Here is a 19,065-nt window from a genome sequence, read left to right as displayed (position 1 = left end):
ATTGCCGCCGTGATCCACACCTCTGCGCTTCGCGCCTCCGGTTCGCTCTTCGGCCTCGCCTACGGTGACGCGCTGGGCAAGCCGACCGAGTTCCTCACCGTCGCCGAGATCGAGCGCCGGTACGGTCCGACCGGTCCACGCGAACTGTCCGGCGAGCCCGCCCTGGTCACCGACGACACGCAGATGGCCCTGGCTGTGGGTTGGGCGCTGCACGAGGCGCCGTCGTTCACGCCGGAGGCGGTGGAGCCACTGCTTCGGCGACGCTTCCTGGCCTGGGCGGTCAGCCCGGACAACAACCGTGCCCCCGGCATGACCTGCCTGCGCGCCTGCGCCGAGCTGAGCCGTGGGGTGCCGTGGCAGGAGGCGACTGTGGTCGGCTCAAAGGGCTGCGGGGCCAACATGCGGGTCACCCCGGTCGGGTTGCTCGACGTGGACCTCGACACGCTCGCCGGGTTGGCTCAGTTGCAGGCCGGGCTGACCCACGGCCATCCGACCGGGCTGGCCGCCAGCGAACTCACCGCGTACGCGGTCTTCGTTTTGCGCGCGGGAACGCCGCTGACCGACCTGCCGGCGGTGCTCACCGAGCGGGCACTGTCCCAGCGCCTGGTCTACCGGGAGCGGTGGCTGGGCGACCTGTGGCAACACGCCGGTTCCGGTTCTCCGCAGGAGTTCATCGCCCAGGGCTGGGACGAGTGCCTGGCGGTGCTGGGCCGACTGACGAACACCCTGACGCGGCCGGACGACGGTGGTGACCCGTGTCAGGCCACCGGGGAGGGCTGGGTGGCCGAGGAGGCGCTGGCCACCGCGCTGCTCTGCGCCGTACGGCACGCAGACGACCCGGTAGCGGCGCTGGCCCGGGGCGCGACCACCGCCGGCGACTCCGACTCGATCGCCGCCCTGGCCGGCGCGTTCGTCGGCGCGGCCGTCGGCATGGCCGCCTGGCCGCGCGAATGGGCCAGTCGCATCGAGTACGCGGACCAACTGGCCACGCTCGGCGCGGCCTGGGACTGACCCTCCCTGCGGGCCTGGCCTGGCTCGGCTTGGCTCGGCTTGGCCTGGCTCGGCCTGGCCTTGGTCCGGCTCGGCCTGGCCTGGCTCGGCCTGGCTTGGTCTGGCTTGGCTTGGTCTGGCTTGGCTTGGCCTGGCCTGGCCTTGGGTCCGGCTTGGCCTGGTCCGGCTTGATCGACTCGGGGTGCTGAAAGTCGGGGTGTCCGGGACTTCAGAACACCCCGACTTTCAGGAAGGCGAGTCGATCATGGCCGGCGAGCGGCAACGACGACGGTCGTGGGTGCTCGCGGGGTGGTCAGGGGGTGGGGAGGTGGCGCAGGCTGCGGACCTTGCGCCACAGGTCGGCGTCGCAGCGGCCGGCGTGGTCGCCAAAGGCGGCCGAGTTGAGTCGGATCGGCTCGGTGAGGCTGAGGTAACTGTCGTGCTCCGCGCCCGGATCCCAGTCCCGGGTGGGAATCCGTACGTGGTCGTCCCTGTCGCTCTTGTCCTGGCTGGTGATCTTCAGGACGTCGGCGCCCCGGGAGTCGGCGCGCAGCACCAGGCACGGGCGTACCTTCGACCCGCTGCCGTCGGCGTACGGCACGTCGGCCCACCAGATCTCGCCGGGCGACGGGGCGTCGGCGCGCCGGTCGGTGTCGCGCGAGCGGGGTTTGGTGGACGGCCGTTCGGCGCCACGGGGCCGCGGCGGGGTGGAACGACGGCCACCGGTGCCGCCGGCACCCGGCCGGGTGCCCGGACGCCGGTTGGCCACCCGGTGCCGCCAACTGTTCCACGCCCAGCCGGCGGCCACGGCCAGCAGGATCGCCACCGCCCAGAGCAGTGCCTCGCGCATCCGTACCTCCGCGTCCCGGCGACCCCAAGGTCGCACCGTCCGGCGATCCTTGCACGCCGTCGCCCGTGCCGCCCGCCAACCACACCGCGACCGCCCCACCGCCGCGCTGCATGACCACCGCCCCACCGCCGCGCTGCATGACCACCGCCCCACCGCCGCGCTGCATGACCACCTCGACGCCGACGCGCTGCATGACCACCGCCCCACCGCTGCGATGCACGACCACCTCGACGCCGCCAGGCCACCTCGACGCCGCCAGGCCACCTCGACGCCGCCAGGCCACCTCGACGCCGCCAGGCCACCCCGACGCCGCCAGGCCGCCAGGCCACCTGGTGGCACGGCGGCCGTCGCCCTCGATCACTTGATGGTCGGTAGCTGGATCGGCCCGTCGACGCCTGCTGAGCATCACGCGATCACCGGACGCTGCTGAGTGCGAGGTCGCGTCGGGCGCGGGTGGGCGACGGATTGTCCCACCGGCCCGATACGGTGCCGGAGTAGCGTGATCAGGGAGGTCGCAGGCGTGTCCGAAGGTGGCGGTGTGTCCGAGGAACAGATCGGTCAGCAGGTCAGCCCGGCGCAGGAGGCGGCGGCCGGGGCTGAGCCGACGCCGCAGGCCCGGGAACGGCATGCCGCGCTCAGCCAGGAGTTGACCGAGCACCAGTACCGCTACTACGTGCTGGACGCGCCGACGATCCCCGACGCCGATTTCGACAGGCAGTTGCGCGAGCTGGAGGCACTGGAGGAGGAGTTTCCGGCGCTGCGGACGCCCGACTCGCCGACCCAACGGGTGGGTGGCACGTTCTCCACCGACTTCACAGCGGTCACCCATGCCGAACGGATGCTCTCGCTCGACAACGCCTTCGCCGACGAGGAGTTGGCGGCCTGGGCCGAGCGGGTCGAACGGGACGCGGGCGGCCCGGTGCCGTACCTGTGTGAGCTGAAGGTCGACGGGCTGGCGATCAATCTGACCTACGAGAACGGCCGGCTGGTCCGGGCCGCCACCCGAGGCGACGGGCGTACCGGTGAGGACGTCACGGCAAACGTGCGCAGCATTCGGGACGTGCCCAGCCAGCTCGTACCGTCCGGCGAATTCCCGGACGTTCCCGAGCTGGTGGAGGTCCGGGGCGAGATCTACTTTCCGATCGCCGCGTTCGCCGATCTCAACGCGGGGCTGGTGGAGCAGGGCAAGGCGCCCTTCGCCAACCCCCGTAACGCCGCCGCCGGCAGCCTGCGACAGAAGGATCCACGGGTCACCGCCACCCGGCCGTTGCGCCTGGTGGTGCATGGCATCGGCGCCCGCCGTGGGTTCCAGCCCACGGCGCAGTCCGAGTCGTACGCGGCACTCAAGTCGTGGGGGTTGCCGACCAGCGACCGGTGGCGGGTCGTCCCGGACCTGGCCGGCGTGGCGGAGTTCATCGCCTACTACGCCGAGCACCGGCACGACGTCGAGCACGAGATCGACGGCGTGGTGGTGAAGGTCGATCCGGTCTCCATCCAGGGCCGGCTCGGGTCGACCAGTCGTGCCCCTCGCTGGGCGATCGCCTTCAAGTACCCGCCGGAGGAGGTCACCACAAAGCTGCTCGACATCGACGTCAACGTGGGGCGCACCGGCCGGGTCACCCCGTTCGCCGTGCTGGAGCCGGTGCGCGTGGCCGGTTCCACTGTCGCGCTCGCCACCCTGCACAACGCCCGTGAGGTGGAGCGCAAGGGGGTGCTGATCGGCGACACGGTGGTGCTGCGCAAGGCCGGCGACGTTATCCCCGAGGTGCTCGGCCCGGTGGTCGATCTGCGGCCCGCCGATGCCCGGCCGTTCGTCATGCCGACCAGTTGCCCGGCCTGCGGCACCCCGCTCGCGCCATCGAAGGAGGGCGACGTGGACATCCGTTGCCCCAACACCCGCAGTTGCCCGGCGCAGTTGCGGGAGCGGGTGTTCCACCTCGCCGGCCGGGGTGGCTTCGACATCGAGGTGCTCGGCTACAAGGGCGCGGCAGCCCTGCTCGACGCGGAGATCATCAGCGACGAGGGCGACCTCTTCCACCTCGACGCCGAGCAGCTGTCCCGGTCGCCGTTCTTCGTCAACAAGGACGGCAGCCTGGGCAGCAACGCCACCAAGTTGCTGGACAATCTCGCGGTCGCCCGGGAACGGGACCTGTGGCGGGTGCTGGTGGCGCTCTCCATCCGGCACGTCGGCCCGACCGCGGCCCAGGCGCTCGCCCGGCACTTCCGCTCGATGGACGCCATCGACGCGGCCACCGAGGAGGAGCTGTCCTCCGTCGACGGGGTCGGGCCGACCATCGCCGCCAGCATCCGGGAGTGGTTCGCTGTGGACTGGCACCGCGAGGTGGTCCGCAAGTGGGCTGAGGCCGGCGTACGGATGGCGGAGGAGGCGGTCGACGAGGGCCCGCGCCCGCTGGAGGGGTTGACGGTCGTGGTGACCGGCACCCTCGCCGGTTTCTCCCGGGACCAGGCCGCCGAGGCCGTGCAGAGCCGGGGCGGCAAGGTCAGCGGGTCGGTTTCCAAGAAGACGAGCTTCGTGGTGGTGGGGGACAACCCCGGGTCGAAGGCCGACAAGGCAGTCAGTCTCAAGGTGCCGGTGCTCGACGAGGACGGGTTCCGGCTCCTGCTGGACGCGGGCCCGGACGCCGCCCGGGAGGTCGCTCAGCTGGGGGGTTGACCCGGCCGGCGGCCGGGAACGGCGACTGGCCGCGTATACCAACTTAATTACGACTACGACCGATTCGTGACTGTCATACCGGGAAACTGGGGGCCGAGGGCGTTTCATTGGGTCACGGCGCGCGCACCGGCACGCCGATGGTCGGTCGGGAGGTGTGGTGGAGGTCGCCGACCCACGCAACTCGCTTCCTGCGGGACGGGTCGCACCGTTCGCCGCCTTCGTCGCCGGCATCCTGGCGGTCGCCGCGCTGACCGCCGCCGTTCCACTCGCGACGCTCCCCGGCGAGTTGTCCGAGTTGCCGGTGGCGTTCTGGACGATGGCCGCGCTCGCCGTGATCTGCGACGCGCGCCCGTTCGTGCCACCGGGGCGCCGGCAGACGTCGGCGGTGTTTCCGTCCACCTGTTTCACCTTCGCGATCCTGCTGGGCTGGGGTCTCGGCCCGGCGGTGGTGGTGCAGGCGGTGGGCGTCGTCGTCTCGGGTTGGCGGATGCGGCACGCTGCGTGGCGCACGGCGTTCAACGTCGGCCAGTACGCGTGTGCCCTCGCCGCCGCGTACGGGGTGATCCAGCTCAGCTCCGGCACCATCTTCTCCGGCGGGCGGTTGCACTGGACCGACGTGGCCGCCGTCGGCGGTGCCGTGCTGGCCTGGTTCGTCGTCAACTACGGGTTGGTCAGCTGGGCGGTGCGGCTGCGGTTCGGGGACCGCTGGTGGCCCACGGTCCGTCAGGGCCTCGGCTTCGAGTTGCTGTCCACCGGCTCGCTGCTGCTGCTCGCCCCGGTGCTGGTCGCGGCGGCGCGGGTCAGCGCCGCGCTGATCCCGCTGGTGCTGGTGCCGCTCTTCGCCGTCTACCGGATGGCGCGGTTGACAAACGAACAGCAGCACCTTGCCGCCGCCGACCCGCTGACCGGGCTGCCCAACCGCAAGGCCCTGCTGGCCGAGGTGGCCGAGCAGGTGCACCTGCATGCGGAGCGGACCGCCCGTGGTGAACCCGACGGGCAGCTCGCGCTCCTGCTGATCGACCTGGACCGTTTCAAGAACGTCAACGACGCCCTTGGGCACGCCGTGGGCGACCGGCTGCTGGTCGAGGTCAGTGCCCGGCTCACCGACATGCAGCCCCGGCCACAGATGATCGCCCGGCTGGGCGGTGACGAGTTCGCCATCGTGATGACCGGGCTGACCGACGTCGGTCAGGCGCGGGAGTTGGCCGACCGGGTGGTTCAGGCGCTGGCCGAGCCGGTGCCGCTCGACGGGTTGCCGCTGGACGTGGGCGGGTCGATCGGGATCGCCCTCTTCCCGGAGCACGGCGAGGACTTCGCCACCCTGATGCGCCACGCCGACGTGGCGATGTACGACGCCAAACACCGCAACGACACGGTGGCCGTGTACGCCCCGGAGTCCGACCACAATTCCGCCGAGCGACTCGGCCTCCTCGCCGACCTGCGCCGCGTACTGGAGACCAGCCCTTCGGCCGAGGGGCCGTTCGACGGCGACGCCGAGTCGGCAGTTCAGGGCCAGGGCCAGGGTGTGGAGCCGGACGGGAACGGCCGGCACGGCGTGCCGGGCGAAGCCGAGCGGACTGCCGACGTACCCCTTGTCGCGTCGGCCGAGGTGCGCGGCGGTGACGGGGCGGCGCTGCCCACCGGCGCCCCGGCCGAGGGTGCGCTGCCCACCGCGGCGTCGGACCGGTCCGCGCCAGCGACGGACCCGGCGCCGACGCTCGCCCCGGCGCCACCGGGAGCGACAAGGTGGTGGCCACGGCGTCGGCGCACCGACGCGGAGCTGGTGCACTCCGATGAGCTGATCAACCGGATCGCCACCGGAGCCGACCCCATCCGGGGCCGCAACGCCCGTGCCACTGTCGCCGGCACCCGTTCCGGCTCGGCCCGGGAGCGGCGCGCCGGCGGCGGGGTCGGTCGGCGGTCCCCGAACGGGAGCGCTGTGGGCAGGGGCCGGACCGGGGGACGGCGGGACGTCGGGCCGGCACTGGAACCGACCGGGTGGGCGCACGCGGACGATGAGCCGGCCGACGACGCCGGGGAAATCACCATGTACTACCAGCCGCAGATCGCCATCGCGACCGGCGAGGTGGTCGGCGTCGAGGCGCTGCTGCGGTGGCGGCACCCCCGGCGGGGCATGGTCGACCCGGAGGAACTCATCCGGGTCGCCGAGCAGAGCGCCGTGATGCGACTGCTCACCCGTCGTGTCGTCGACGACGTGGTGGAACAGCTCGCCAAGTGGTCGGCGGCCGGCATCGGCCTGCGCGCCGCGCTGAACGTGAGCGTGCGCGACCTGCACACCGGCGAGATCGCCGACCAGATCGCCGATCGGCTGGCCCGCTACGGGGTGCCGGCCGAGCGCCTTCAGGTCGAGATCACCGAGGGCGCGTTGATGGCCGACCCGCGTCGGGTGCTGGCCACCATCTCCCGGCTGCACCGGATCGGGGTGGCCATCGCGCTCGACGACTTCGGCACCGGCTACTCCTCGCTCCAGCACCTGCGCCGCCTGCCGCTGTCCGAGGTGAAGGTGGACCGGTCGTTCGTTCTCGGCATGGCCGACGACGCCGACGACGCGGCGATCGTCCGATCCATGATCGAGCTGGCCGGCGCGCTGGGGCTGCGGGTGGTCGCCGAGGGTGTCGAGGACGAGCGGACCTGGCGGATGCTGCACGCCGCCGGCTGCGATGCCGCTCAGGGTTGGTTCTACGCCCGGCCGATGCCGGCCGAGGAGTTGGTCACCTGGCTGGCCCGGTACCGGCCGGTGCGCCCGACCGGCGGGCTCCCACAGCCGGATGTCGCTCGCCGCCCCACCCGCTGACCCCGCACGAGGGCCGCCGGAGGGGGAGTCGGGGACGCGGCACCGGAGCGGAACAATAGACTCGCTCCGGTCACCGCGTGTCACGCTCCACCTGTCGCGCGGCCGGCACACCGCCCGACCAGCAGGAATTCAGAAGGGGGCACTGATGGCCGCCATCTCCCGCGAGGAGGTCGCGCACCTGGCGCGCCTGTCGCGGCTCGCCGTCACCGAGGAGGAGCTGGACACGTTCGCCGGTCAGCTCGACGTGATCCTCAAGGCGGTCGCCCAGGTCGGCGAGGTCGCCGCCGCGGACATCCCGCCGACCTCGCACTCGGTGCCGCTGACCAACATCTTCCGCGAGGACGTCGTCACGCCGTGCCTGACCCCGGAGGAAGCGCTGTCGGGCGCGCCCGACGCCGAGGACCAGCGGTTCCGCGTACCGCGGATCCTGACCGAGGATGTGGCCTCATGAGCGGGCGGCAGCGAGCGAATCAGCAGTGCAGCGCCGTGGTGCCTCATGGCGTCGCGGAGCGAAGCGGAGTGACGGCATGAGCGAGCGGCAGCGAGCGAATCAGCAGTGCAGCGCCGTGGTGCCTCATGGCGTCGCGGAGCGAAGCGGAGTGACGGCATGAGCGACTTGATCAGAATGACCGCGACGGAGATCGCGGCCCTGGTCGCCGAGGGCGAGACCTCCGCTGTCGAGGTGACCCAGGCGCACCTGGACCGGATCGCCGCTGTCGACGACCGGGTGCACGCCTTCCTGCACGTCGACACCGAGGGCGCGCTCGCCGCGGCCCGCGCGGTGGACGAGCGCCGGGCCGCCGGCGAGGAGTTGGGCCCGCTCGCGGGTGTGCCGGTCGCGGTCAAGGACGTGCTCGCCACCCGTGGCGTGCCGACCACTGTGGGGTCGAAGATCCTGGAGGGCTGGCGCCCGCCGTACGACGCGACGATCGTGCAGCGGCTGCGGGACGCCGGCACTGTGATGCTCGGCAAGACCAACATGGACGAGTTCGCGATGGGCTCCTCCACCGAATACTCGGCGTACGGCCCGACGCACAACCCGTGGGACCTGAGCCGGATCCCGGGTGGTTCGGGTGGTGGCAGCGCCGCCGCGCTGGCCGCGTACGAGGCGCCGCTGGCGATCGGCTCGGACACCGGCGGCTCGATCCGCCAGCCCGGTGCGGTCACCGGCACCGTGGGCGCCAAGCCCACCTACGGCGGCACCTCCCGTTACGGGCTGGTGGCGTTCTCCTCGTCGCTCGACACCCCCGGCCCGTGTGCCCGGACGGTGCTCGACGCGGCCCTGCTGCACCAGGTGATCGGCGGGCACGACCCGCGCGACTCCACTTCCATCCCGCAGCCGGTGCCGGACGTGGTGGCGGCGGCGAAGCTCGGCGCTACCGGCGACCTGACGGGTGTGCGGCTCGGCATCGTGAGCGAGTTCGTCGGCGAGGGCGCCGAGCCGGGCGTGATGGCCGCGTTCCGTGAGTCGGTGGACGCGCTGACCAAGATGGGTGCCGAGGTCGTCGAGGTGTCCTGCCCGACGTTCGGGTACGCGCTGCCGGCGTACTACCTGATCGCCCCGAGTGAGTGCTCCTCCAACCTGGCCCGGTTCGACGGCGTCCGGTTCGGCCTGCGGGTCGGCGACGACGGCAACCGGTCGCTGGAGGAGGTCATGTCGCTGACCCGGGAGGCCGGCTTCGGCCCGGAGGTCAAGCGCCGCATCATGATCGGCACGTACGCGCTGTCGTCGGGTTACTACGACGCGTACTACGGGCAGGCGCAGAAGGTCCGGACGCTCATCACCCGGGACTTCACCGCCGCGTTCGAGCGGGTCGACGCGCTGATCTCGCCGACCACCCCGTCGGTGGCGTTCCCGATCGGCGCGCGGACCGCCGACCCGTACCAGATGTACCTGGCCGACCTGTACACGATTCCGACAAACCTGTACGGCGGGCCGGGCATCTCGGTGCCCTGTGGGCTCTCCGAGGGGCTGCCGGTCGGTCTGCAGGTGATGGCCCCGACGATGGCCGACGACCGGATGTACCGGGTCGCCGCCGCGTTGGAGTCCGCCGTCGGCACGCTCACCCCGCCGACGCTCTAGACCGGAACCGCATCGGCGCCGAGGGACATGTCCCTCGGCGCCGATCGCGCGTCCGGGCAGGTGGGGTGTCGATCAGGGCTGGCTCGGCGGCCCGGCGAGGTAGCGGCGGGCCTCCCGCAGGCCACGCCAGCGATACCAGATGGACCCGGCCCAGAGCAGGAGCAGCAACACGGCCAGCACCCGGGTGAACGAGCTGTCGGCGCTCACCAGGACCAGCACCTGGGTGCCGGCGCCCGCCGCGAACAACGGCGGCGGTGCCCAGCGCGGCGAAGAGGACCACGACCAACGCGGCGACGACGTACGTGTTGCGGTGGTGCCGCCCCTGCGAAACCTGCTCGTCGGCGGCGACACTCTCTTCGGTTGTCACTGCCGCTCCCGATCCCGACGCCACCGTCCCAGCAGGTGCACCACTGCGTACGCGATCACCACCGCCACCACCCCGGGCAGCAGCATCCCGATCACCAACTCGGCTGTGGTGTCCGGCTGGCGGTCCTCCCCGGAGGCGAACCAGCTGATCAGTGTCACCACGACGGCCACCGCCCACACCGCGACCACCCCGACGAGCACCGGCCGGGCCTGCATTCCTCGCTCTCTCCCCGTATTCGTCATTGTCGCTCCGTACCCCGCTGTCGGTAACGCCACGCACGCCGGACGAAACCCGGCCGAGGATTGATCGGGCAACCCCATTAGGCTGGACAGGTTCTGTCCCGGATCGCGCCTGGAGCGTCTCATGACCACGACACTGCCCGCGTACGACGAGGTCGTTGCGCGCTTCGAACCGGTGATCGGCCTGGAGACCCACGTCGAGCTGGGCACGAACACCAAGATGTTCTGTGGTTGCCCGACCGACTTCGGTGGCGAGCCGAACACCCGGGTCTGCCCGGTGTGCCTGGGCCTGCCCGGCTCCCTGCCGGTGGCCAACAAGGCGGCCATCGAGGCGATCATCCGGATCGGCCTGGCGCTGAACTGCTCGATCGCCGAGTGGTGCCGGTTCGCCCGGAAGAACTACTTCTACCCGGACATGCCGAAGAACTTCCAGATCAGCCAGTACGACGAGCCGATCTGCGTCGACGGTTACCTGGACGTCGAGGTGGGCGGCGAGACGGTGCGGATCGAGATCGAGCGGGTGCACCTCGAGGAGGACACCGGCAAGACGCTGCACGTCGGCGGTGCCACCGGCCGCATCCACGGCGCGACGGAGTCGCTGGTCGACTACAACCGGGCCGGCATCCCGCTGGTCGAGATCGTCACCAAGCCGATCACGGGCACCGGCGCGCTCGCCCCCGACGTGGCCAAGGCGTACGTCGCCGAGCTGCGCGACGTGATCCGCACCCTCGGCGTCTCCGACGTGCGGATGGAGGAGGGTTCGCTGCGCTGCGACGTGAACACCTCGCTCAACCTGCCGGGCGCGGAGTGGGGCACCCGTACCGAGACCAAGAACGTCAACTCGCTGCGGTCGGTGGAGCGGGCGGTCCGCTCGGAGATGCTGCGGCAGGCGTCGGTGCTCGACGCGGGCGGCCGGATCACCCAGGAGACGCGGCACTTCCACGAGGACACCGGTGACACCACGCCGGGTCGCTCGAAGGAGACGGCCACCGACTACCGGTACTTCCCCGAGCCGGATCTGGTGCCGATCGCCCCGGACCCGGCCTGGGTCGCTGAGCTGAAGGCCGCCCTGCCGGAGCTGCCCCGGGTGCACCGGCGTCGGCTCCAGGAGCAGTGGGGCCTCTCTGACCTGGACATGCAGTCGGTGCTGAACGCCGGCGCGGTCGAGCTGATCGAGGCGACGGTGGCCGCCGGCACCACCCCGGCCGCGGCCCGCAAGTGGTGGCTGGGTGAGCTGTCGCGCCGGGCCAACGAGAGCGGCGTGGAGCTGGCCGAGATCGGAGCCACGCCCGCCCAGGTCGCCGAGCTTCAGGGTCTTGTCGACGCCGGCAAGCTCAACGACAAGATGGCCCGCACGGTGCTGGAGGGCGTTGTCGACGGTGAGGGCTCGCCCACCGAGATCATGACCAGCCGGGGCCTGGAGGTCGTGTCGGACACCGGCGCGCTCACCGCCGCCGTGGACGAGGCGATCGCCGCGAACCCGGGCATCGCCGACAAGATCCGCAGCGGCAAGGTCGCCGCGGTCGGCGCGCTGGTCGGCGCGGTCATGAAGACCACCCGTGGGCAGGCCGACGCGAAGACCCTGCGTGAGCTGATCCTGGAGCGCCTCGGCGTCCAGGGCTGAGAGACCCACCCGGAGCAGGCCGCCGCCGCGACCCGGCGGCGGCCTTCGGCCACCCCCTGTCGACCCACGCGGCCACCCCGCACCCCTCGCGAGGGCGTCAACGACGACGCCTGGATGGAGCCACCGTGACCGAGCACGACCTCGATGTCCTCGACGAGATCCAGCGGCGGGTGCTCTGGCTCGCCACCCGGATCGTGGACGCCGCCAACCATGACCGGGCCACCGGCGACGGTGTGAAGGTCGGCGGCCACCAGGCGTCCAGCGCCTCGCTGGTCACGGCGATGACAGCGCTCTGGTTCGCGCACCTGGACGCCGAGGACCGGGTCGCCGTGAAGCCGCACGCGTCACCGGTGTTCCACGCCATCCAGTACCTGCTCGGCAACCTGGACCGCTCCTACCTGCCCCGGCTGCGGGCCCGTGGCGGTCTCCAGTCGTACCCGTCGCGCACCAAGGACCCGGACGCTGTGGACTTCTCCACCGGTTCGGTCGGCCTGGGCGCGGCGGCGCCGCTCTTCGCCGCAGCCACCCGGCGGTACGTCGACGCGCACTTCGGGGCCCGCCCGCACTCCCGGTTCGTGGCGTTGATCGGCGACGCCGAGCTGGACGAGGGAAACATCTGGGAGGCGGTCGCCGACCCGGCGACCACCGGGCTGGGCAACGTCATGTGGCTCGTCGACTTCAACCGCCAGTCGCTGGACCGGGTGGTCCCCGGCATCCGGATCAACCAGTGGCGGGGCCAGTTCGAGGCGGCCGGCTGGCACGTCGTGGAGGTCAAGTACGGCCGTCGGCTCGCCGAGGCGTACGCCCGGCCGGGCGGTGAGGCGCTGCGCGACTGGATCGACGCGATGCCGAACGAGCAGTACCAGTCGCTGTTCGGGCTGGTCGGGCCGGCACTGCGCAAGCAGTTCCTGGACGGCGCTCCGGCCGGCATCGCCGAGCTGATCGCCGATGTCTCCGACGAGGAGCTGGGCCCGCTCGTCACCGACCTGGGCGGGCACGACCTTCAGGCGATGCTTGACGCGTACGCCCAGTGCGACGCGGTCACCGACCGGCCCAGCGTCGTCTTCGCGTACACGGTGAAGGGTTGGGGGTTGCCCATCGCCGGCAATCCGCGCAACCATTCCGCGCTGCTCAGCTCGGAGCAGGTCGACACGCTGCGCGCCGCGCAGGGGTTGACCGCCGAGACCGAGTGGGACCGCCTCGACCCGGCATCACCCGCCGGGATCCAGGCCGGCGCCCGCCGGGAGGCGCTGTCCCGCGCGCCGCGCGAGCGCGCGCTCGGGGTCACCGTCCCGGAGAGCACTGGAGTACGCGCAACCAAGCCGATCTCCACCCAGGAGGTCTTCGGTCGGGTGCTGGTGGACCTGGCGCGGGACCGGGAGGTGGGCCGCTATCTGGTCACCACCGCCCCGGACGTGGCCACCTCCACCAACCTGGCCGGGTTCATCAACAAGACCGGGGTGTTCGCCCCCACCGAGCAGCGTTCCTGGACCGAGGACCGGATGCTGCGCTGGACGGAGAGCCCTGCCGGGCAGCACATCGAGCTGGGCATCTCGGAGATGAACCTGTTCCTGCTGCTCGGCCAGCTCGGGCTGTCCTGGGACCTGTCCGGGCAGCCGCTGCTGCCGGTGGGCACCGTCTACGACCCGTTCGTGCTGCGCGGCCTCGACGCGTTCCTGTACGGCACCTACTCCGGCTCCCGGTTCGTGGTTGCCGGCACCCCGTCCGGTATCACCCTCGCCCCGGAGGGCGGCGCCCACCAGTCCACGATCACCGCGTCGGTCGGCCTGGAGCTGCCCGGGGTGACGTTCGTCGAGCCGGCGTACGCGGCCACCCTCGACTGGCTTCTCTGCGACGCGCTCGGTCAGATCGCCGGTGGGTCGGCTCCGGCCGCGACGGCAGCACCCGCCGAGGACGGCGCGTACTACTTCCGGTTGAGCACCCGACCGCTGGATCAGGCGCCGTTCGAGGCGGCCCGGGCACGGCTCGGGGACGCGGTGCTGCGCCGGCAGGTCGTCGCCGGGGCGTACCGGCTGGTCGACGCGCACCAGGCGTACCCGCACCTGGTCGACGCCCCGGTGGTGCAGCTGGCCGCCTCCGGCGCGGTGCTGCCCGAGGTGCTGGCCGCGGCGGCGGAGCTGGCCGACGAGGGCGTCGCCGCGCACGTTGTCGACGTGACGAGTCTCGACCGGCTCTACCGGGCCTGGCAGCGCACCCTTCGCCAGGGCGTACGGACGGCCACGGTGCCCAGCGTGCCGGGGGCGCTGCGGTCCGCGTTCGCCGATCGGGTGCCGGTGGTGACGGTGCACGACGCCGCGTCGCACGCGATGGCCTGGCTCGGTTCGGCGGTCGGCGCACCGGCGGTGCCACTCGGCGTGGACGAGTTCGGCCAGTCCGGCAGCGTCGCCGAGCTGTACGAACTGCACGACCTGCTGCCCGGCAGCATCGTCAACGCCGCGCTGGCCGCCATCGCCCTGCGCTGAGCCGTCGACCGCCCGCCGGTCCGCCGGCGGGCGTCGACGTCGGCTCAGCCGGTCGGCGTGGGCGTGGGTGTGGCGGGGACACCGCCGCTCGGCGTGGGTGTGGGTGTGGCGGGGACGCCGGCGCTCGGGTTCTCCACCAGGCGTCGTTCCAGGTTGACCTGGGCCTGCCCGGTGCCGCCGACAGTGATGGTGTCGTACGCCTGGAGCAGCTTCTGCTGGTCGAAGTAGAGGACGCTCATCGACAGCGGGGTGGGCTTCTCACCCTCCAGGCCGCGCAGCCCGGCGCCGCCGGTGGAGCCCTCCACCATCAGCGTGGTGCGCTGCTGCCCGGGCGCCTGCGGCAGCTCGGAGACCTGCCGGGAGTGGGTGTGCCCGGCCAGCACCAGCGGGCAGGTGCCGGCGAGCGGCCCGGCCGACGCCGGGTCGTGCACGAGCGCGATGTTTACCGGTCGCGGTGAGCTGCGGACCGTCGCGGCGAGCTGGTTGCCGGCCGCGATCACCTGGTCGGCCACCTGCTGGGTCAACCCGCTGCCGGCCGGGGAGGTGTTCTTGTCCGGGGTGAAGCGCGGGTCGCCGATGCCGGCGATGGTCAGCCCGGCGACGGTGGTGGTCGTGTTGTTCAAGACGATCGCGTTCGGCTGACGGGCCACCGCGGCGGCGGTCTTGCCGGAGTCGTGGTTGCCCCGGATGAAGACGTACGGCTTCTTCAGCAGGCCGATCGAGGCCACGAAGGAGGCCTCCGGTTCGCTGCCCCAGTCGGTGATGTCCCCGGTGTCGATCACCACGTCGATGCCGAACTGCTCCACCACCGTCCGGATCAGCTGCCAGCCGGTCGGGTTGAGGTGCATGTCGGAGACGTGCAGCACCCGGGTGGTGCCCGGGGTCGGCTCCAACAGCGGAAGCGCCGACACTGTGGTGTAGAGCTGGCTGACGTTGCCGACCAGGCGCTGCAACTGCTCCGCGTACTTCGTGTAGTCGTTGGCGATCCGTCGGGCGTCACCGACGATGGCCGGCGCGTTGACCAGAAGCCCCTCGTAGCGGGGTTCCTCGATGGCCTGCGGGCGAAGGGTCGCCGCCGCCGTGCCGAGGCTGCCGGCGGTGACCAGCAGCGCCAACCCTCCCGCCCAGGCGGTCCGCCGGACGTTGCGGAAGATCAGCCCGGCCAGGATCAACGTGACGAGCACCGACGCGCCGAGGGTACGCAGGCCGAGGCGCATCACCCCGGAGCGGACGTCCTCCACGGCGCTCTGACTGGCCCGGCTGATGCTGGCCGGGTCGTCGATCAACGCCTCGGTGCGCCCCTGGTCGAGGGCGCCCAGCCGGACGGTGAGATGGGTCGGCCCGTCGTGGCTGTCGAGCAGCAGCGCGCCGAGCGGCGGGATGTCGACGGTGGTGCCGCCGTCCCGGGCGGGGGAGATGCTGAGATTGGCCCGGAACGGGCCGATGTCGGTGCTCACCTGGCCGCCGGCCAGCACCCCGAGCACCGCCCCGGCCAGGGCCACGGCGAGGACGGCGACGACCAGCCCGAGGCGGCGCAGTGGGCCGGCGGCGCCGACCCACCAAGCCGTCCGGCGCGGCCGATCGCCGCCGGTCACCGGGTCGTCCCGGTCATCGGCGTCGTCGTGCCGCTCGTCGCGTTGCCCGTCCATGCTGAAAGTCTGACCTGCCCGTCGGAGGATCTTGGCAAACCTGAACGGATGGTGACGCAGTCAGCTGCGTCCGCCGTCACCACCCGCGAAGACCACCCGCAGGAGCCGGTCGTCGTCGCCCGCCGGGTCGCCCCGGCCGTCGTGGTTGGAGGTGCTCACCCAGAGCGACCCGTCCGGTGCCGCGGCCACCGCACGCAGTCGACCGTAGCGGTTGGTGAGCAGCTCACTGGGCTGACCGAGCAGGGTGCCGGTGTCGGTCAGCTCCATCACCCAGAGGCGCTTGCCGCGCAGGCAGCCGGTGACCAGCAGCCGGTCCGTGGCGGCCAGACCCGAGCAGGACGCGTCCGACGTCGCCCACTGCGCGATCGGATCGGTGAACCGTTTGTCGCCGGCCTGGCCCTCGACCTCCGGCCAGCCGTAGTTGCCGCCCTTGGTGATCTGGTTGATCTCGTCCCAGGTGTTCTGGCCGAACTCGACGGCGTACATCCGCTTCGCGGCGTCCCAGGCGAAACCCTGCACGTTGCGGTGCCCCAGGGACCAGACCGGGGAGTTGGGGTACGGGTTGCCGGCGGCGGGCCTGCCGTCCGGGGTGATCCGGAGGATCTTGCCGCCGAGGCTCTTCACGTCCTGGGAGAGGGGGCGCTGACCGGCGTCTCCGGTGCTGACGTAGAGCTGCTTGTCCGGGCCGAAGCCCAGCCCGCCGCCGTTGTGCACATTGGCTTTGGGGATGCCGGTGAGGATCGGGGTGGGCTGCCCGCCGAGTTGCAGCCGGGCGACCCGGTTGTCCCGCTCGGTGGTGTAGTAGACGAACACCGTCCGGTCTCGGGCGTAGTCGGGGGAGACGGCGATGCCGAGCAGGCCACCCTCGCCCGCCGCCGCCACGTCCGGGACGGTCTGCACCGGGCGGACACGCAGCCCGTCCGGGCCGGACTCGGGGCCGACCTGGAGGATCCGGCCGTTGTCCCGTTCGGTGACCAACGCACCGCCGTCCGGCAGGAAAGCGATCGCCCACGGCACCCGCAGACCCTTGGCGAGCACTGTCGCCACCGCCTGCTGGCCGGCGCCGCCGGGGCTCGCCGACGCGGACGGGGTAGGCAGGTTGGGCGGTTCGCCGGCCGGGTCGGGTTCCGGCTCGCCGAAGCTGCAACCGGCCGTGAACAGCAGCGCCGCGCAGGACGCCGCGAGGGCCACCCGGAGGCGGCGGATGCGAGGGTACGGGGGACGGGCGTTCACCCGGCCCAGGGTAGCCCGCCGCGCGACCCGGCCGGGCCCGTCGAGATGCACCCGGTACCGATGGTCTCCGGTGGACCGGCTCAGCGGGCCCGTACGGCCAGCAGCGCGGTGTCGTCCTCGCGGTGCCGGATCGAGGCGAGCAGCAGGTCGCACAGGTCGTCGAGGGGCAGCGTGTCGGCGCCGGTGAGCCGGCCCACCAGCTCGGCCAACCCCTCGTCGATGGAGCGGTCCCGCCGTTCGATCAGCCCGTCGGTGTAGAGCAGCAGGGTGTCGCCGGTGGCCAGGCTTGTCGACCGACTGCTCCGCGGCGACGGGCGGGCCAGACCGAGCAGCGGCTCCGGCGTCGCCTCCAGGACCTCCACCGCCCCGCCGACCCGGACCACCAGGGCCGGCGGGTGCCCGGCGTTGGACCAGGTCACCTCGTGCACACCGGCGCGCTGCGGGCAGATCCGCACCAGCGTCGCGGTGGCGGCGATCGGCAGCCGCAGGCCACGGATGGCGCCATCCAGGTCGCTCATCAGGGACCCGACCGCGTCCGGCCGACCGAAGGCGTTGCCCCGCACCAGGTTGCGCAGTTGGCCCATGGTCGCCGCCGCCTCGATGTCGTGCCCGGCCACGTCCCCGATCGCCGCGATCACGTCGCCGTCGGGCTGCACGAAGGCGTCGTACCAGTCGCCGCCCACCTCGACCCGGTCGGCCGCCGGCTGGTATCGGGCCGCCAGTTCCAGTTCCGCCACCACCGGTAGTCGGGGCAGCATGCTGTGTTGCAGGACCTCGGCGACGTGCCGCTGCTCGCCGTACATCGAGCTGTTGCCGACGGCCTGACCGGCCCGCCGGCCGATGTCGACGGCGGTGAGCAGGTCCCGGTCGTCGAACTGCTGACGTTGGCCGCCGTTGACGAGGGTGATCGCCCCCAGCACCGTGCCGCCGACGCCGCGCACCGGCACTGCCAGGTAGGAGGCGATGCCCAGCCGGCTGGCGATGAGCGCCATCTCCGGGTGGGTGGTGCCCCGGGTCACGTCTGCCAGGGACGCCACGCTGCCGAGCCGGGGCTGGCCGGTCCGGAGCACCGCACGGATGATCGACTCGGGGCTCAGCCCGGTGCGCAGCAGCTCGCCGAAGCGGTCGACGTCCGCCGTGCGGGCCGGGTCCCGGTGCACCGAGACCACCTCGCGGGGCAGGCCGGTCGGCCCGATCAGGGTGAGCAGGCACCAGTCGGCGAGCAGCGGCACCATGGTGGCGGCGAGCCGGCGCAGCGCGGTGCCCACGTCCAGGGTGCCAGCGAGGGTCTCGCTGACCCCGGCCAGCAGTTCCAGCCGCTCGTGCGCCTGCACGACCCGCCGCCGAGCCTCCTGTGCGCCGTCGAGCGCGATCCGCAGTCGCAGCTCCGACGAGCAGGCGGCGGCCAGGTCGGCGAGGGTCCGCAGCTGCGCGGCAGTCCAGGCGCGAGGTTTGCTGTCCATGGCGCAGAGCGAGCCGAGCACCCGGCCGGAGAGGTCGGTCAGCGGCATCCCGGCGTACGCGACCACGCCGAGGTCGTCGATGGCCAGGTTGTCCCGGACGCGGGGGTAGAGCCGGGCGTCCGGCAGCACCATCGGCACCTGGATGTCCACCACGTGCTGACAGAACGAGTGGCTCAGCGGGGTCTGCCGGCGCTGCGACCAGGGCTCCGGCAACCCGACAGCGCCCGGGAAGAACTGCCGGTCGGCGGAGACCAACGAGACCAGCGCGACAGGCACGTCCAGCAGGTCGCTGACCAGCCGGGCGAACCTGTCGAACGCCTCGTCCGGGGCGGCGTCCAGCCCGGTGACGGCGAGCGAGCGCAATCGTTCTGGGTCGCCGAGCGCCATCGGTGGCGCGATCGGACGCCGGGGGGAGGCGGGGGAGCCGTCGGTCATCGTGCACCTGTCTGCCAGGCGGAGGCGGACGGCCCTCCGACCCTTCCTTATACCTCGCCAGGGCCCGGGTCGAACCTCGGTGTGCTGAGTCTCGCCCGCCGCGGCCCTGTGCGCCAGCGCTCGGTATGCCGGTTCACCGCCGTGCCCTCACCGGCTGCGG

At 72.4% G+C, this 19,065-nt stretch carries 14 protein-coding genes; 8 read left to right on the top strand and 6 right to left on the bottom strand.

All coding sequences use genetic code 11. The annotated features are described in order from the left end of the window. The first annotated feature begins 9 nt into the window (after nt 1–9). A complete protein-coding gene (locus AB0K35_RS21230) occupies nt 10–1,011 on the top strand; it encodes an ADP-ribosylglycohydrolase family protein (protein WP_363887036.1) in 1,002 nt (333 codons plus the stop codon). Between the two features lie 292 nt (nt 1,012–1,303). On the opposite strand, the gene AB0K35_RS21225 is transcribed toward AB0K35_RS21230, so the two are convergent. Continuing rightward, nucleotides 1,304–1,840, bottom strand: a complete 537-nt coding sequence (locus AB0K35_RS21225) for a type II toxin-antitoxin system PemK/MazF family toxin (protein WP_363887033.1) — start codon at nt 1,838–1,840, stop codon at nt 1,304–1,306. A 49-nt stretch (nt 1,841–1,889) separates the two neighbouring features. Between AB0K35_RS21225 and AB0K35_RS21220 the strand changes: the two genes are divergently transcribed. The 5 genes from AB0K35_RS21220 to gatA all read left to right on the top strand — a co-directional run bounded on the left by AB0K35_RS21220 (nt 1,890) and on the right by gatA (nt 9,412). Further along, complete coding sequence (locus AB0K35_RS21220) at nt 1,890–2,270, top strand: hypothetical protein (RefSeq protein WP_363887031.1); 381 nt, start codon at nt 1,890–1,892, stop codon at nt 2,268–2,270. Between the two features lie 108 nt (nt 2,271–2,378). Beyond that, nucleotides 2,379–4,514, top strand: coding sequence for an NAD-dependent DNA ligase LigA (ligA, locus tag AB0K35_RS21215; RefSeq protein ID WP_238670987.1), 2,136 nt, complete (start codon nt 2,379–2,381; stop codon nt 4,512–4,514). Between the two features lie 157 nt (nt 4,515–4,671). Further along, complete coding sequence (locus tag AB0K35_RS21210; protein ID WP_363887028.1) at nt 4,672–7,329, top strand: bifunctional diguanylate cyclase/phosphodiesterase; 2,658 nt, start codon at nt 4,672–4,674, stop codon at nt 7,327–7,329. A gap of 145 nt (nt 7,330–7,474) precedes the next feature. Next, nucleotides 7,475–7,780, top strand: a complete 306-nt coding sequence (gene gatC / locus AB0K35_RS21205; RefSeq protein ID WP_238670989.1) for an Asp-tRNA(Asn)/Glu-tRNA(Gln) amidotransferase subunit GatC — start codon at nt 7,475–7,477, stop codon at nt 7,778–7,780. Nucleotides 7,781–7,936: 156 nt separating this feature from the next. After that, nucleotides 7,937–9,412 (top strand): Asp-tRNA(Asn)/Glu-tRNA(Gln) amidotransferase subunit GatA, encoded by a 1,476-nt coding sequence (gatA, locus tag AB0K35_RS21200; RefSeq protein WP_363887025.1) that lies wholly within the window; start codon nt 7,937–7,939, stop codon nt 9,410–9,412. Nucleotides 9,413–9,484: 72 nt separating this feature from the next. Here the strand turns inward: gatA and AB0K35_RS21195 are convergent, their stop codons facing one another. Beyond that, nucleotides 9,485–9,619: a hypothetical protein gene (locus tag AB0K35_RS21195; protein WP_274526208.1), complete on the bottom strand. Its 135-nt coding sequence runs from the start codon at nt 9,617–9,619 to the stop codon at nt 9,485–9,487. A 156-nt stretch (nt 9,620–9,775) separates the two neighbouring features. Beyond that, complete coding sequence (locus AB0K35_RS21190; RefSeq protein ID WP_238670991.1) at nt 9,776–10,021, bottom strand: hypothetical protein; 246 nt, start codon at nt 10,019–10,021, stop codon at nt 9,776–9,778. Nucleotides 10,022–10,142: 121 nt separating this feature from the next. On the opposite strand from AB0K35_RS21190, the gene gatB reads away from it, so the two are divergent. Both gatB and AB0K35_RS21180 read left to right on the top strand, forming a co-directional pair. After that, the gene (gene gatB, locus AB0K35_RS21185) at nt 10,143–11,642 is read left to right on the top strand and encodes an Asp-tRNA(Asn)/Glu-tRNA(Gln) amidotransferase subunit GatB (RefSeq protein ID WP_238670992.1); all 1,500 of its coding nucleotides are present in this window, start codon (nt 10,143–10,145) and stop codon (nt 11,640–11,642) included. A 125-nt stretch (nt 11,643–11,767) separates the two neighbouring features. Then, nucleotides 11,768–14,125 carry a pyruvate dehydrogenase gene (locus AB0K35_RS21180; RefSeq protein WP_238670993.1) on the top strand — a complete coding sequence of 786 codons (2,358 nt, stop codon included), beginning with the start codon at nt 11,768–11,770 and terminating at the stop codon, nt 14,123–14,125. A gap of 44 nt (nt 14,126–14,169) precedes the next feature. Here the strand turns inward: AB0K35_RS21180 and AB0K35_RS21175 are convergent, their stop codons facing one another. The 3 genes from AB0K35_RS21175 to AB0K35_RS21165 form a co-directional block, all read right to left on the bottom strand. Continuing rightward, a complete protein-coding gene (locus AB0K35_RS21175) occupies nt 14,170–15,774 on the bottom strand; it encodes a metallophosphoesterase (RefSeq protein ID WP_363887021.1) in 1,605 nt (534 codons plus the stop codon). A 60-nt stretch (nt 15,775–15,834) separates the two neighbouring features. Beyond that, on the bottom strand, nt 15,835–17,007 hold the full coding sequence (locus tag AB0K35_RS21170) for a PQQ-dependent sugar dehydrogenase (protein ID WP_238670995.1): 1,173 nt from the start codon (nt 17,005–17,007) through the stop codon (nt 15,835–15,837). Between the two features lie 80 nt (nt 17,008–17,087). Then, entirely contained in the window at nt 17,088–18,905 is a 1,818-nt protein-coding gene (locus tag AB0K35_RS21165) for a GAF domain-containing SpoIIE family protein phosphatase (RefSeq protein WP_238670996.1), read from the bottom strand. Between the last annotated feature and the right edge of the window lie 160 nt (nt 18,906–19,065).

The organism is Micromonospora sp. NPDC053740, from assembly GCF_040677775.1.
Classification (GTDB): Bacteria; Actinomycetota; Actinomycetes; order Mycobacteriales; family Micromonosporaceae; genus Micromonospora; species Micromonospora alfalfae.
This window is presented reverse-complemented; position numbering and strand designations above follow the sequence as displayed.